The following is a 15,783-nucleotide window of genomic DNA, read 5'->3' as shown; positions in this document are numbered from 1 at the left end:
TTTGTGGCGTTTTAATCAAGTTTTCTGTTAAGACGGTCGTCACCCTGAATTTATTTCAGGGTCTTTCACGCTAAAAAGATGCTGAAATAAATTCAGCAGGACGATAAAGCGGGATTAGGCGTAAATAAGATATAATTTTCAGCAAATAATTATCGAACTCAGGTTAATAGAGCAATCCTAATGTCCATAAAGGTATTTTGTTTCCTGAACCAATTTCAATATCATCTGCTGCGATAAAAGAGTTTTCAAGCCCTGCAATTTGGTTAAACTTCTTTTTAGCACCTCCAACTTCGAAAGTGTATTTTCCATCTATTTTAAAATCCCCAGCTTTTGCAAGACTGACTTGATGGCCTGCATTTTTAAGTTGGTTTACAAAAAAACATTCCCTTCTACTGCCTTCATTAGCGGGGGATGTTGAAAGTGCATCAAAAAGATTTGTATTATCAAGCAAAAGTTTAGAAGGTTTCTCCATTGCACCCATACCTTTGCCTTCCAAGAATATTTGTTGTATTAATTTGGCTTTTTCAAGATAGTGCAAATATAATATCAGGGTACTTCTACTCATTTCTAGTGTGTTTGCCAGACTGGTAATATTTGGCTTAAAAGGTACTTGGGCGGCAAGAATTCCTAATAGTTGATAGGTTTTTCTAATCTGTTGTTTGTCTAGTGTTTGTATTGAAGATAAATCGTACCCAATAATTAAATTTACAACTTGTGTTAGCTGAATGAAATAGCCTTCGGGATCCTCTTTGAAGAAGGGGTAGTATCCATAGCTGCAGTATTCTTTGTAGGCTTTTAAAGGTTTGATTGAATTTAGATCAGAAGCAATAGTAATGTGATTCTTTAGTACATCTTCTAGACTCATTACAGGACAAATTACATTTTGATTATAAGCCAAAAATTCTCTAAATGATAAACCATTAAGTTCGTAAACTCTTGCTCGTCTGCTTAAATCTACTTCTAAGCTTAACATCTCGATTATTGAAGAACCAGTTATGATTAGGTTAATGTCCTTATAAAAATCGTAAATATTTTTTATTTCTCGGGCCCAACCAGGGTATTTGTGAACTTCATCAATATAAAGATATTTACCACCCTGCTGCCTAAAATTCTCCGCAGTTTCAATTAACGTTTTCGAAGTGAAGTAAATGTCATCAAGCGTGATATATAGTGCCTCTTCAACCCCAGCTAACTTCATTCTCTGCAATAGGGTAGTTGTTTTTCCAGTACCTCTAGATCCTAATATACATATCAATCTGTTGGACCAGTTTATTTCACTTAATAAATATCGTTGAAAACTTAAGTTTTGCTGGCTTAATAATATATTCGATTTTTCTTTTAGCTTATCCATTTTATTAAATCGTTTTTCAAAAATAGCAAAAATACTCAAAATCGTTCTTTATGTTTAACATATTTTGTGTTTTTTGCTCTGTTTAATTATCACTTTACTTTTTGTATATAATTAAGAAATACGAAAACTATTCATAATACCCATACTAATTGTTTTTTGAATGGTGATTTGGGGATGTCGCTAAAATTGGTTCTTCGTGACCAAAAGTGACGGAGAACCACTATGGCTGAAAAGGAGTGGCCATTTTTAGCGAAACCCCTACACAGGTAATGGATTATTTCGGCATCAGCGAGAGAACCTATAAGCACAAAGCAAAAGAAGGAACAACAAAACCCCTTGAAAATACCGGGTGGTGAAAGATGTTACAAAAGCCAGTTTTTAGAGCAGTTTCGAGAAAGTCGGAGAAGAAGTTGCATCAGGGCTAAATCATGATAAGCTTTATCAGGAACAGAAAGCGTTTGTATATTTCATTTTCCCAGCAACCGCCTTTTTATTTTTACAACCACAAAAAAACACAACTAATTGTCAAATTACTTGTAGTTGAGGACGGGTTATATTTTAACCTTTATATAGTTAGAAATTCTGGGTGCTGTTTCTTTGGCGCCTAGGCTACCTGTATAAGATCGTAATCATGAGATTGAAAAATTATTTATGGAAATACAATATCTTGGAATGCTTTATAGGCGTTATTCTACCCATATTATTTTTTAATCAAGATGTAATGGGACAGGATCAGCCAAAGTCTCCGATCCCTGTTCCCAGACAGCCTTCGAATTTATTGCCTGGGCATACCTCGCCTGGGGTAAAGGACATTTGGATTGTCTTTAAAACCCATTGCGATTTAGGTTATACCATGTCTGCAAAGGAGGTTTTAAAGAAATACCGCGTGGATATGATGGATAATGCAATTAAGCTCATTGATCAGGAAAGGACCAAAGAAAGTTCAGACCGGTTTAAATGGACCATTGCCGGCTGGCCAATGTGGGGGGATATTCTGGGTGATCTGCAGACTCCGGAGCGAAAAAAGAAAATAGAACAGGCCTTGAGGGAGGGGTATATAAATGTTCATGCTTTTCCGGCCACGATCCATACTGATGTGTTTGAAGCAGAAGATTATGCGCGTTCTCTGGGGTTCTCCTCTAAAGTAGCCCGGAAATATGGATTAAAATTACCCATTGCGGCAAAGATGACCGATGTACCGGCGCACAGTTGGTTTTTGCCAACCTTGTTGTATCATTCAGGGATTAAATTTTTGCAGATCGGAAGGAATTATGCTAATCGCGGGCCTATATTGCCTGAATTATTCTGGTGGCAAGGTCCGGATGGTTCAAGGATCCTCTGTAATTATTCGACAGAGTACGGATCAAAGCTAACGCCTCCCGATGACTGGCCTTCTAAAAACTATTTAGCGGTTTCCATGACTCATGATAACGAAGGTCCCCCTTCTCCGGGTCAGGTAGAACAGGTAAAGAAAGAAGCGGGGAAAATAAAAGGAGCTAAAGTTCATATTGGGACATTGGATGATTTTGCAAACGCATTATTAGCCGAAAACCCTGATCTGCCAGTAATAAAGGGCGATATGGTCGATCCATGGATTCATGGTGTAATGGCTATGCCTCAGGAAACCAAAATGGCGAGGAATATCCGTCCGCTTCAACCTGTTCTGGATATTTTAAATACGCAGTTAAACCTCTGGAAGCTACGGAGTGGATCAGTTGAGGACAAACTGGCTGTTTCCTATGAAAACAGTATGCTTTATGGCGAACATACCTGGGGAGCGATGACACCCGGATGGGGCTTTTTCTCCATGGATGGTAAAAATATGGGCATTGAAAGGTATCATTATGGCAATGATTTCATCCGGGCGAGGGCCGAAGGCTTTTATGAAAAGTTTGAAAGCAGTTTTGAGGAGCACAGGCGATATATAAAAATTACAGATAGTATTGTCTCAAAAGAACTGGATAAAAGGTTAGCCATTCTTGCACAGAATGTAAAGGCGAAGGCCGGAGAAATCATCGTATACAATACATTGCCATGGGCAAGAAGTGGAGAGATCAGTATTGGCAGCAAAAGGATCTGGGTCAATGATATACCGGCCAACGGTTATAAGGTCATAAAGAACGATGAGAAAAATGGGGTTGCTTTAGCTAATCATCCAGCTATTTTGGATACGAAATATTTTACGGTACGTTTTGATACCAGTCGCGGAGGCATTGCTTCTTTGATCGAAAAATCAAGCGGAAAAGAACTTGTTTCGAAGGACGATAATTTTGTGCTGGGACAGTTTTTACACGAGAAATTCAGTTATCAGCAGACCATAGATTATTATAATAAATATTGTACGCTTTCCAATTCATTCAATGCTTCTGTAAAACCGAATATGCCAAAGAATATTCCCTATTCAGCCGTTACGCTGAACAATTGGAAGATGAATGTTGTGCAGTCCTCTTTTGCTGATATTGTTACCCTGACCACTGGTAATACGCAAGGCATCGCCAAATCTGTATCTCTAAGATTTACCTTTCCCAAAGCGCAGCCCTTTGTTGATGTAGAATGGAGGATCAAGGATAAAGTCCCTAACACCCTTCCAGAGGGAGGCTGGTTATGTTTTCCATTTAACATCAACAAGCCTGATTTTAAGGTAGGAAGAATCGGTGGGGTGATGGATCTGGCAACAGATCAGATTACTGGAGGCAACCGCTATATCTATGGCGTAAATACCGGTGCTGCGTTAAAAGAGCATGGAGGTGTTGGAGTTGGGATCTGTGCAGTTGATGCCCCATTAATGAGTTTTGGAGAACCTGGGCTCTGGAAATATGATTATGACTATTTGCCCAAAAAAGCTTCTGCTTTTGTAAATCTTTATAATAACATGTGGAATACCAATTTCCCATACTGGACAGAGGGCACCTGGAGTGAAAAGGTGAGGATCTGGACCGTAGGGAAAAATGAAAATACAGCTGAAAATATTGCCATTAAGTCTTGGGAAGCCAGAATGCCCTTATTATCTATCACCGCAAGCGGTATAGGTGCAAAGCTGCCGCGCGAAAAAAGCGGGATTTCTGTTTCGCGTAAAGGCGTACTGGTAACTGCTTTCGGAGCAGACCCTGATGGTAACCGGGGCACGCTGCTGCGGATCTGGGAACAGGCAGGGATTAAAGGGAAGGTAACGATCAATCTTCCTGGAGAAATGAGTGTAAAATCCGCATTACCTGTAAATTTAAGGGGAGAGATAACCGGACAGAAAATAGAAGTGAAAAATAACCTGTTCAGTACTGATTTAACATCATTCGGCCCCGCCAGTTTTATTTTAAATTAAGCGCCGATTACATTGGATAGAACAAGGTTTCTGTTTATTCACAATAAGATAGTCCATGGTATTGTGTAGGATAGTCCATTGTGTTAACCGTTTTAGTTATTTATTATTATACCTGCCCTTGCAGATGATCATAACATCCGCAAGGGCCGAAACCAAATATAATCAGTATGAACCGTAGGCTTTTTTATTTAATGCTGTTGTTTTCGGCTATTATATATGCGATACAGGCATGCAATAGTTCGTCCACGAGCCAGGTTGCACAGGAGCAGATACCCGATAGCATCAGTTATAATTTTCATGTCCGGCCGATACTGTCCGATAAGTGCTTTATCTGTCACGGTCCTGATGCCAATAAACGTGAAGCCGATTTAAGGCTGGATATTGCGGAAGAAGCTTATAAAGCTTTGAAAGACAAGCCTTCGGCGCATGCGCTTGTCCCCTTTAAACCCTTAGCCTCTGAACTTTTTTTGCGCATCTCTAGCCAGGATTCAAGCCAGCTAATGCCCCCTAAATCCTCGAATCTCAAACTAACCGCGCATGAAATTGCAGTTATCGAAAAATGGATCAAACAAGGAGCTAAATATGAGCGGCATTGGGCTTTTACACCGCCAAAAAGCCATCAGATCCCAAAAGTGGAAAATAAGGAATGGGCAAAAAACGAAATCGATTATTTCATCCTGCAGAAACTGGAGCAAAAAGGAATAAAACCAAATGAACAGGCAGATAAAGAAAGGTTATTGAAACGGGTCAGCCTCGACCTTACCGGTCTACCACCGGATATGGAGATGATGAATAGGTTCATAGCCGATAATAGCAACAATGCCTATGAAAAGGTTGTGGAGTCACTCCTTCAGCGCCCCGCATATGGGGAGAAGATGGCCCTGCATTGGCTGGATGTGGCCCGTTATGCCGATTCGCATGGTTATCAGGACGACAACTATCGTAGTCAATGGCCATGGAGGGACTGGGTTATCCATGCTTTCAATACCAATATGCCCTACAAGCAGTTTATCAGCTGGCAGCTTGCCGGAGACCTGATGCCTAATGCTACCAAGGAGCAGTTGCTTGCGACTGGCTTTAACCGGAACCATAAAATCACCGAGGAGGGCGGGGTAATTGATGAAGAATACCGTGTTGAATATGTAACAGACCGCGTGAATACCTTTGGTAAGGCCATGCTGGCTGCTACCATTGAATGTGCCCATTGCCATGACCATAAATATGATCCCTTCTCTCAAAAGGAATATTATCAGTTATATGCTTTTTTTAACAATGTTAAAGAAGTCGGACTTCAGTCAACCGTCGGGGGGGCTGAAACCTACGCGAAAAAACCGTTGATGGAAATCAGCAATGAAGACATCAAAAAGATATTGGCTTTTGTAAATAAGAGAGATACCAATAAATTGATTGTTTCGGTAATGGGGGATAGGGATACACTACGTAAAACCTATATCCTCAATAGGGGGGTGTATGATGCACACGGAGAAGAAGTACAGGCCGGTACCCCGAAATCTTTGCTTGCATTCAGCGATAAATATCCCAAAAACCGTCTGGGTTTAACGCAGTGGCTCTTCGATAGGAAAAACCCGCTTACAGCAAGGGTATTTGTGAACCAGATCTGGCAGGAGTTTTTTGGACGTGGTATTGTTAAGACCTCAGGTGATTTTGGTATGCAGGGCGAACTTCCCTCGCATCCGGAACTACTGGACTGGCTGGCGGTAGATTTTATGGACCATGGCTGGAACATCAAGCGTCTGGTCAAACAGATCGTAAGCTCAGCGACTTACCAGCAATCTGCAGTCGTATCAAAAGAGAAATTAAAAACCGACCCTGAAAATATCCTGCTCGCACGTGCGCCACGTTACCGCATCCCTGCAGAATCCATAAGAGATGTGGTGCTGGCCAGCAGTGGCTTATTGGTGAAGACCATAGGCGGTCCAAGTGTAAAACCTTATCAGCCTGCGGGGCTTTGGGAAGGAGCGACCTCCGGGCGTGGTATACTGACCTCCTACCGCCAGGACCATGCCGAAGACCTTTACCGCAGGGGAATGTATACATTTATCAAACGTACGGTCCCACCGCCTTCAATGGGTGTTTTCGATGCCAGTAACCGCGATCAGTGCGAGGTGAAACGGTTAAACACCAATACCCCGCTTCAGGCTCTGGTGATGTTAAATGATCCAACGGTACTGGAGGCTTCACGCGTTCTTGCAGCGAGACTCCTACAGGAAAAGAACACTACTGAGGATAAAATCAAGAAGGCATTCCGGTTGATTGTATGCCGGATTCCAAATGAAAAGGAGATAAAACTGCTCAGCTCTTATTATGCAGATCAACAAAAAATATTTAAAGGTGGGAAAGATGCCGAGAAAGTATTGACTGTGGGCGAGTACCCACTTCCTAAAAACATCAACAAGGTCACACTGGCTGCAATGATGGAGGTGATTACCACCATTTATAATTTAGAGGAAACCATTACAAAAACCTGATATATGGAAAAGGATATTTTAGAACATGGCCTTAACTTTAACAGGCGCCGTTTTCTCTCCAGGCTAAGCTTAGGGCTTGGAAGCGTTGCCTTAGGCTCGCTGCTGATGCCTGATCTCTTTTCGGGCAGCATGGATGAAAGCGATATTTTAGCTGGCCTTCCAGATTTTGCACCAAAGGCCAAAAGGGTAATCTATCTGTTCCAGAACGGGGCGCCCTCGCAGCTCGAGTCTTTTGACTATAAGCCCAAGCTCAGGGAGATGATGGGACAGGAACTTCCTGCATCTATCCGTGCAGGGCAGCGGCTTACCGGGATGACAGCCAACCAGGCGTCCTTTCCACTGGTGGGCTCATACTATGATTTTAAACAATATGGCGAATCAAGGGCATGGATAAGCGATCTGTTTCCCCATACAGCAAAGGTGGTTGATGATATCTGTATCATTAAATCCATGTTTACCGAGGCGATAAACCATGATCCGGCACTGACTTTTTTCCAGACAGGGGCGCAACAGGGAAACCGGCCAAGTATGGGCGCCTGGCTCAGTTATGGGCTTGGCAGCGAAAATAAAAACCTGCCGGCTTTTACCGTTCTGCTCTCTCGCGGCAAGGGTAACGGGCAAGGGGTTTACTCGAAATTATGGACAAACGGGTTTTTGGATTCAACGCATCAGGGGGTACGCTTCAGTAGTGGAGAAGATCCGGTACTCTACCTTAAGGACCCTGAAGGGCTCAACAGGTTTGAACGCAGAAAAATGCTTGATAAGCTGGCGGAGATGAATGATATGTCGTATAAGGAATTTGGTGATCCAGAGATCAATGCCAAGGTACAGCAATATGAAATGGCTTACCGGATGCAGACTGCGGTGCCCGAAATTACCGACCTTTCTAAAGAACCAGATGATATCATCAAACTCTACGGCTCGGATTGCCTGGTGCCGGGAACCTTTGCGGCCAATTGTCTGCTTGCCAGAAAACTAAGTGAAAATGGTGTCCGTTTTGTACAGTTGTACCACCAGGGATGGGACCAGCATGGAAATCTTCCTAAAGAAATGGCCTCGCAGGCAAAAGATGTGGATCAGGCCTCGGCTGCACTGATCACCGATCTTAAGCAACGCGGGCTATTGGACGAAACCCTGGTCATCTGGGGCGGTGAATTCGGCAGGACCAATTACAGCCAGGGCAAGATGACCAAAGATAATTACGGGCGTGACCATCATCCGCGCTGTTTCAGTATCTGGATGGCCGGTGGGGGAGTGAAACCCGGGATAGTGCATGGCGAATCTGACGATTTTGGTTATAACATCATTAAAGATCCTGTACACGTGCATGATTTTCAGGCAACCGTGCTGCATCAGCTTGGGTTAAACCACGAGAAACTGATATTCAAACATCTGGGCCGTCGTTATAGGCTGACCGATGTGAGCGGTAAGGTAATCAATGACATTTTAATATAAATCCCGTTTATGGACAGAAGAAAATTTATAAAACATACTACAGTAGTATCTGCCAGTTTCTTTATTGCCAAAGATCTGATGGCAAAACCTAAGGGACCTGTTTATGGGCATAACAATATGCGCTATATGTTGGATAACAAATGGGGGCAGCTGAACCCTTTGAAAAACCCGGTAAATGATTGCCATGAGATGGTACAGGATGCCAAGGGAAGAATTATCCTGTTGACCAACGAGACTAAAAACAATATCCTCATTTATAATAAATCAGGGAAACTGCTAGATAGCTGGGGACATGAATTTCCCGGTGGCCATGGGCTTACCCTGGCAAAGGAAAACGGCAAGGAGTTTCTTTTTATCACAGATACTAATCGGCACCAGGTCTATAAAACCACATTGGATGGCAAGATCCTGATGACCATTGATTGCCCGATGGAAACTGGTCTATATAAAAAGAAAGAAGAATTTGTGCCAACTGAAACCGCGGTAGCTGATAACGGTGATTTTTTTATTGCTGACGGTTATGGCCTGCAGTATGTGTTCCATTATAGTGCCGATGGTAAATTGCTCAGTTATTTCGGGGGCAGGGGAGCTGAAACCAAACACCTTGATAACGCCCATGGGGTCTGCATCGATAAACGCAGTAGCACGCCAAGCTTGCTGGTTACAGACCGTACCCGCAACTGCTTTAAACGCTTTGATTTGCAGGGTAATCTGAAAGAGGTTATCTCGCTTCCAGGTGCCTGCGTCTGCAGACCGGTGATAAAAAATGATTATCTGTATGCGGCAGTATTGCGCTCGCCTGACCTAAGTAAGGACGGAAGCGGCTTTACGACCATTTTGGATAAGAACAATAAAGTAATATCCAATATAGGGGGAACGCTGCCAGTTTACAAAGACGGAGTGCTGCAGCCCATGGCCCAGGCGGAAAAGATTTTCTTGAACCCGCACGATGTGTGCGTAGATAATGATGAAAATCTATATGTCGCACAATGGGCATCGGGAAAAGTATATCCATATAAATTCACACGCATATAATGAAAATCACGCTGAAGGGTTTTGCAGAGAATATGCTGTTCATGGCAAATGCCTTTATTATTTTTTTACTGGTTTTTGGCCATAGGATTTCAGTTCCATATTGGTTACAACCGCTGGGAAGGATGCACCCTATGGTACTGCATTTTCCAATCGTTATTCTGCTGCTGGCGATGCTGCTGGAGTTTTTCCGCTTTAAAGATGCTTACGCTAAAGAAAAACTCTACCATGATTTTACTTCCTGGCTACTGCTTTCTGGTACTCTTTTTTCAGCTGTAACCGTTATCATGGGGCTGTTCCTCTCTAAAGAGGAAGCGTATTCGGGAAGCACGTTGCAATGGCATAAATGGACGGGAGTAAGTATCGTCCTCATCACCACCTTTATTTATTACTGCAGGAATTCTGCCTGGTATAAACTGCCTGTAGCAAGAGGTGGAGCTGTCCTTACCATTCTTTCGGTAATCCTTGCCGGCCATTACGGCGCGGCATTGACCCATGGAGATAATTTTGTGCTGGAAGCTGTAACCGCTCCTTCGGAAATGGTCAAAGTTCCACTGGAGCAGGCAAAAATATTTGATGATGTGGTCATGCCTATATTTTCTCAGAAGTGCCTCAGCTGCCATAATATCGAAAAGGCGAAAGGCAATCTGATCATGGATAATGCCGGCTCGATTCTTAAAGGCGGGAAAACAGGAAAGCTGTTTGTACCCGGAAAACCTGGGCTCAGCTTGCTACTGGAACGGATACATCTGCCATTGGATGAAAAAAAGCATATGCCCCCTAGAGGGAAATCCCAACTGAGCGAAAAAGAGATGGAGCTTTTGAAACTTTGGGTAAAAAGTAATGCTGAAATGAAGAAGAAGGTCACGGATTTACCTGCAAATGATTCTTTACGGTTATTGGCGACCACCTTTTTAGCCCCGACCGATGTGCCGGAGGAGAAATTCGAGTTTGCAGCAGCAGATGAGACCACCGTTAAAAAACTGAACAATAACTACAGAAATATTTACCCCTTAGCTAAGGAATCGCCGGCCTTGGCAGTAAATATCTATAATAAAAGTGTTTATAAACCATCAGTGTTAAAGGAACTGAGCGAGGTTAAAAAACAGATTGTATCATTAAACCTGAGCGGTATGCCCCTAGGCGATGAAGACCTGAAAATCATCGCTGGCTTTGAAAACCTGCGTAAACTGAACCTGAATTTTACGAACATCAACGGAACAGGATTAAAATATTTAACGGCTTTAGAACATTTAAATGCTTTGTCCCTTTCTGGCACCAGAGTGAGTTATAATCTTGTCAAACAGCTTGTAAACATGAACGGTCTCAGACAGCTAACTTTATGGAACACAGCCCTGACTGGGACAGAACTGTCTCAGCTACAAAAAATAAACAAGAATCTGACCGTGATTGCGGGCTTTAAAGATGATGGAAAACACCCCGTTAAATTGAACAAGCCCCGTCTGAATACGGATGTAACTGTTTTTAAAGATGCGATTACCCTGCAATTGAAGCACCTGATAAATGGGGTTGAAATCAGGTATACTACAGATGGGACAGAACCAGATAGCCTTAAATCCCCCATTTATAACAAGGAAATTGTCCTTAAGGGGAATACCACGGTTAAGGCCAGGGCATACAAGCCAGGCTGGTACGGCAGTGATCTGCTGAGTGCTAATTTTTACAGGAGCACTTATAAGCCAGACAGCATCTTCTTTTTATTGCCGGCCAACGAGAAATACAGGGCCGGGGGAGCAACGGTGCTGACCGACGGTCAATTGGGAGATTATGATTTCAACCTGGGCAAGTGGATCGCTTTCAGAGAAAATGATATGGAGGCGATGCTTTACTTTAAAAGGCCGGTTACCATGCAGTCGGTAACTTTACATGCGATGAAGCAGATACAGCCCTACATATTCCCGCCTACCGAAGTAGAGATATGGGGCGGGACAAATAAGGATAAACTGCATTTACTGGGCAGGGTAAGACCCAACATGCCAGAAAAAATGGAGGAACGCGAGCTCATTAAAATTGAAGCCAAGTTTAAACCTCAGCATATTTCCTGCTTAAAGATTGTAGCCAAAAACCTAAAAAAACTACCAGAGTGGCATCCTGCTAAAGGACAGCCGGCCTGGCTTTTTGTAGATGAAATATTTCTGAATTAAGAAAAAAAACCGTTTTTTTATTAAAAATTAAAACCAATATAAACCTAAACATATGCTTAAAATTCAAAACACCAAATTATTCTGGGCAAGCTGCCTGGCGTTATTGGTTACCTCTCTTTCCTTCGGCATCCGTGCCGGTATCATGAACCAGCTCGGCATCGATTTTCAATTGACTACTGGTCAGTTGGGTACCATTACTGCTGCTGCCTTCTGGGGATTTCCACTGGCAATTGTAGTCGGAGGATTTGTGGTCGATATGATCGGCATGAAACGTTTGCTGGTGATGGCTTTTATTTTTCACCTGGCCGGAATTGTGTTGACCATTTTTGCTCAGGGCTACTGGAGCCTGTTTTTATCAACGCTATTGATCGGCATTGCCAATGGCACGGTGGAGGCCGCCTGTAATCCGCTTGTAGCTGCTTTATATCCGGAAAATAAAACTACCCGCTTAAATCATTTTCACTTATGGTTTCCCGGAGGTATTGTGATTGGCACCTTGCTGGTTACCCTGTTTGTTCAGCTCGGACTGGGCTGGAAGGTACAGGTGGCCATGATGATTATTCCGACTTTAATTTACGGATACCTGTTTTCAAAGCTGGATTTTCCGGTTACCGAAAGGGTATCATCCGGTTACTCCAGCTCAGATATGTATAAAGCAGTACTTTCTCCATTGTTTATCTTTATGTTTATCTGTATGTTCGGTACGGCCATTACCGAGTTATTTACCGGGCAATGGATAGGTTTATTACTGAAAAATGTAACGGATAATGCCATTTTATTGCTCACGCTAACTACCGGAATTATGGTAATTGGCCGGGGTTTTGCCGAGCCTGTGGTTCACCGTCTTGCCCCTCAGGGCGTACTGCTCTTATCTGCAATATTTGCCGCATTGGGACTTTACATGCTGAGTACATTTACCGGGAATTCTGTTTTTTTCGCAGCAATTATCTTTGGTATAGGCGTTTGTTATTTCTGGCCGACTATGATCGGTTTTGTCGCTGAGAATGTCCCTAAATCCGGAGCCTTAGGCCTAAATCTGATGGGAGGTGCGGGAATGTTTGCTGTTTCTATTTATACGATGTTTATGGGTGGTTTTTATGATAACCTGATCGTTAAACATTTACCTGCTGGTGCCTCGTTAGGCGCTTATTTAAAGGCTCCGGAAAATTCAGCACCAGCGCAGGCGCTTGTCAATGCCAAAAATCTGGCGGGCCCAGAAATTCTGCAGGCTACACTGATTATCCCTGTGATATTGATTGTCGCGTTCGGTGGACTGGTTTTATACCTGCGTTCACGAAAAAAGAGCAAATCTGTACAATTGGTATAAGGGATAGAATACACTTGTTCAACAGTGATAATCGTACATTCGATTTGAATGTTAATTGCAATGAATTGTCTTTATAAATAAATCAGATATACAGAAAAAAGGAGCCGTCTCATAAATCAACTATGAGGCGGTTTTTTTGCTAAGTATTAAAGTAGCGCAGCGTGTGTTGCGCGCAAGCAATGAATTGATGCTGTTTTTTGCGGTGATCTATAAGTCAGGCTTCTTGTTCTTTTGCTGTATTGTTCTCATAATAGCTGATTAATCCGCAGTAAAATATTTTCTGTACTGCAATGGCGTTGTTTGTTTTACTTTTAAAAACTGTTTATGGAAATTGGCCATAGTATTGTAACCGCTGTCGAAACATATTTCCAGAACTGTTTTCCTGGTTTCCATAAGTGAGGTACAGGCATATCCGATCCGGATCTCGTTCAGAAAATCGATATACGTTTTTTTTGTGCTTTTTTTAAAATAATTACAGAATGCAGGCACGCTCATTGAAGCAATGCCAGCTACCCTGGATAGCGAGATCGGCTCCCTGAAAGAATCGATGGTAAACTGGAAGATGCGGTCGATACAATCCCTATCTTTATTATTGGGCTGTTTTAGGTCCTGTGTTGATACTTCGATATACTCTTTACCTGTTGCAATGATGTCGAGACATTTGCCCAGGATGAGGATACGCTGGAACCCTATTGTTGTTTCCAGCTCGCTGATGAGTGAAAAAAGCAGGCGTTTACTGTTTCCTGTTATTTTCAGGCCGAACAATGAACTCTCCAATAACTTCTTGATATACCGGCTTTCGGGTATATTCAATATTTCAGTGCCCCAAAAGTCCTCTCTGAACTGGACCACCACTGCACTTGTAATCAATCCCGGTTCCCTTTTCTGAAAGGTATGCGGAAGATTACTGCCTAGGAAATAAATATCACCGGTTTCAAATTCACCAACGTGATTGCCCACGAAACCTAGTCCAGAGCCTTCGGTAAACAAGATCAGTTCGTATTCGATATGCTGGTGCCAGCCCACCTCAAAATCCGGCGTTCTAAAAGTTTTGGCCACAAACGAAGTCGTTTCATCGAGTGTTAGCTTTTGAATAAAGGGCTTCATGATTGACGATATTTTACGTTTTTGATCACAATTTAATGATTTTTTCTTTTTTTTAATAAGATAGTTTACTTTTTTGATAGGAAAGTGTAAGGGATCAGAATAAAAACCCGCTAGCTTAGTATTTACCTAACCAAACCGACCCAGCTCATATGGCTATAGCACCTGCTTTAAAACCGTCAGCGCAAGCTGCGCCAAAAACCGAAACCATAAACACCAGGTTTATTATTGTTATTAGTATGGTGGCTGCATTAGGTGGTCTATTGTTTGGATTTGATACCGCTATTATTTCCGGGACGATACCTTATATTACACCTTATTTTGGACTAGACGGATATTCGCTGGGCTGGGCGGTTAGCTCAATACTGATCGGCTGCGCTACAGGTGCGATGGCGGCTGGGCTATTTGCAGATAAATACGGGCGCCGTGTAACGCTGATCGCATGCGCTTTGCTGTTTGCGCTCTCGGGCCTTGGAGCAGGTCTGGTATCAAATTTTACTTTCTTCGTCCTGTTCCGATTGATCGGCGGATTGGGGGTAGGAGCTGCTGCCATGATTTCGCCAATGTACATTGCAGAAACCACACCTGCCTCACTGCGCGGCAGGCTGGTTGCATTATACCAGCTGGCTATTGTCCTTGGGATATTGCTGGCTTATTTCTCCAACTATTTTTTTGAAAGTTTTGGAGAAAACAACTGGAGGTATATGTTTATTTCACAGCTTATCCCTTCGTTTTTATTCCTGGTGGCCTTGTTGTTTGTTCCTGAAACTCCCCGCTGGCTGGTCAAAAAGGGGCTCAAAGGAGAAGCATTAGTGATATTGACAAAAATATCTGGCAGTGTAGCCGCTGATGCGGAAATTGAGGAAATTGAAAATACTTTCAAATGTGAAAAAGATTCTGGTTTAAAGATACTGTTCAGCAAAACTTACCGCCCTGTACTGTTCATCGGGGTACTGATCGCAGTCTTTCAGCAGGTAACAGGCATTAATTCTATCCTTTATTATGCGCCTGTTATATTTAAAGAAACCGGTCTGAGCAATACATCTTCTTTATTGCAGACCATTGGCATCGGTGTAGTGAACGTGGTATCCACTTTTATAGCCATTGGCCTGGTAGATAAGGTGGGCAGAAAAAAATTCCTATTGATAGGAAGCTTGTTGATGGGACTGTCGTTAGTGGCTATTTCGCTCTGTTTTCACTTCCGGTATTTTGATAATTATGTGGTACTCGGGCTCATGGTGATATATGTGGGGACCTTCGGATGTACGCTCGGCGCAGTTACCTGGGTATACCTTTCAGAAATTTTCCCAAACCGGGTCCGCGGGATCGCAATGTCGGTCGCCACCCTCGCCTTATGGCTTGCCGATTTTATCGTTACTTATACCTTTCCGGTAATGACCCGGCAGCTGGGCACTTCAAATACACTGTTCTGTTATGCCGCATTCTGCCTGATCGCCTTTATCTATGTGATTTTTAGGGTACCTGAAACAAAGGGCAGATCACTGGAAGAAATTGAATCCATTTTTATCAAGAAATAACCA

Annotated in this window: 9 protein-coding genes; 7 read left to right on the top strand and 2 right to left on the bottom strand. The window is 42.8% G+C overall.

Annotation, left to right across the window (positions count from 1 at the left end):
• Positions 1–163: 163 nt before the first annotated feature.
• Positions 164–1,351 carry an ATP-binding protein gene (locus tag AW17_RS07925; RefSeq protein ID WP_029275592.1) on the bottom strand — a complete coding sequence of 396 codons (1,188 nt, stop codon included), beginning with the start codon at positions 1,349–1,351 and terminating at the stop codon, positions 164–166.
• A 631-nt stretch (positions 1,352–1,982) separates the two neighbouring features.
• Between AW17_RS07925 and AW17_RS07920 the strand changes: the two genes are divergently transcribed.
• The 6 genes from AW17_RS07920 to AW17_RS07895 all read left to right on the top strand — a co-directional run bounded on the left by AW17_RS07920 (position 1,983) and on the right by AW17_RS07895 (position 13,138).
• Entirely contained in the window at positions 1,983–4,670 is a 2,688-nt protein-coding gene (locus AW17_RS07920) for a glycoside hydrolase family 38 N-terminal domain-containing protein (protein ID WP_029275591.1), read from the top strand.
• Between the two features lie 167 nt (positions 4,671–4,837).
• Positions 4,838–7,159, top strand: a complete 2,322-nt coding sequence (locus AW17_RS07915) for a PSD1 and planctomycete cytochrome C domain-containing protein (protein ID WP_029275590.1) — start codon at positions 4,838–4,840, stop codon at positions 7,157–7,159.
• A 3-nt stretch (positions 7,160–7,162) separates the two neighbouring features.
• The gene (locus AW17_RS07910) at positions 7,163–8,614 is read left to right on the top strand and encodes a DUF1501 domain-containing protein (RefSeq protein WP_029275589.1); all 1,452 of its coding nucleotides are present in this window, start codon (positions 7,163–7,165) and stop codon (positions 8,612–8,614) included.
• A gap of 9 nt (positions 8,615–8,623) precedes the next feature.
• Entirely contained in the window at positions 8,624–9,649 is a 1,026-nt protein-coding gene (locus AW17_RS07905) for an NHL repeat-containing protein (protein ID WP_029275588.1), read from the top strand.
• Positions 9,649–11,811, top strand: a complete 2,163-nt coding sequence (locus AW17_RS07900; RefSeq protein ID WP_029275587.1) for an FN3 associated domain-containing protein — start codon at positions 9,649–9,651, stop codon at positions 11,809–11,811. Before AW17_RS07905 ends, AW17_RS07900 begins: the two co-directional genes overlap by 1 nt.
• A 52-nt stretch (positions 11,812–11,863) precedes the next feature.
• Positions 11,864–13,138: an MFS transporter gene (locus AW17_RS07895; RefSeq protein ID WP_029275586.1), complete on the top strand. Its 1,275-nt coding sequence runs from the start codon at positions 11,864–11,866 to the stop codon at positions 13,136–13,138.
• A gap of 258 nt (positions 13,139–13,396) precedes the next feature.
• Here AW17_RS07895 and AW17_RS07890 read toward each other — a convergent pair whose 3' ends face one another.
• Positions 13,397–14,245, bottom strand: a complete 849-nt coding sequence (locus tag AW17_RS07890; protein WP_029275585.1) for an AraC family transcriptional regulator — start codon at positions 14,243–14,245, stop codon at positions 13,397–13,399.
• A gap of 149 nt (positions 14,246–14,394) precedes the next feature.
• Between AW17_RS07890 and AW17_RS07885 the strand changes: the two genes are divergently transcribed.
• Positions 14,395–15,780, top strand: a complete 1,386-nt coding sequence (locus AW17_RS07885) for a sugar porter family MFS transporter (protein WP_029275584.1) — start codon at positions 14,395–14,397, stop codon at positions 15,778–15,780.
• Positions 15,781–15,783 lie beyond the last annotated feature (3 nt).

Origin of the sequence: Pedobacter borealis DSM 19626, assembly GCF_000708285.2 — a bacterium.
GTDB classification, from domain to species: Bacteria; Bacteroidota; Bacteroidia; order Sphingobacteriales; family Sphingobacteriaceae; genus Pedobacter; species Pedobacter borealis.
This window is presented reverse-complemented; position numbering and strand designations above follow the sequence as displayed.

Excerpts from the sequence above, each read along its gene's own strand:
- AW17_RS07885 (WP_029275584.1), top strand. The coding sequence starts at position 14,395 with ATGGCTATAGCACCTGCTTTAAAACCGTCAGCGCAAGCTGCGCCAAAA.
- AW17_RS07915 (WP_029275590.1), top strand. The coding sequence starts at position 4,838 with ATGAACCGTAGGCTTTTTTATTTAATGCTGTTGTTTTCGGCTATTATA.
- AW17_RS07900 (WP_029275587.1), top strand. The coding sequence starts at position 9,649 with ATGAAAATCACGCTGAAGGGTTTTGCAGAGAATATGCTGTTCATGGCA.
- AW17_RS07890 (WP_029275585.1), bottom strand. The coding sequence starts at position 14,245 with ATGAAGCCCTTTATTCAAAAGCTAACACTCGATGAAACGACTTCGTTT.
- AW17_RS07905 (WP_029275588.1), top strand. The coding sequence starts at position 8,624 with ATGGACAGAAGAAAATTTATAAAACATACTACAGTAGTATCTGCCAGT.
- AW17_RS07925 (WP_029275592.1), bottom strand. The coding sequence starts at position 1,351 with ATGGATAAGCTAAAAGAAAAATCGAATATATTATTAAGCCAGCAAAAC.
- AW17_RS07895 (WP_029275586.1), top strand. The coding sequence starts at position 11,864 with ATGCTTAAAATTCAAAACACCAAATTATTCTGGGCAAGCTGCCTGGCG.
- AW17_RS07920 (WP_029275591.1), top strand. The coding sequence starts at position 1,983 with ATGAGATTGAAAAATTATTTATGGAAATACAATATCTTGGAATGCTTT.
- AW17_RS07910 (WP_029275589.1), top strand. The coding sequence starts at position 7,163 with ATGGAAAAGGATATTTTAGAACATGGCCTTAACTTTAACAGGCGCCGT.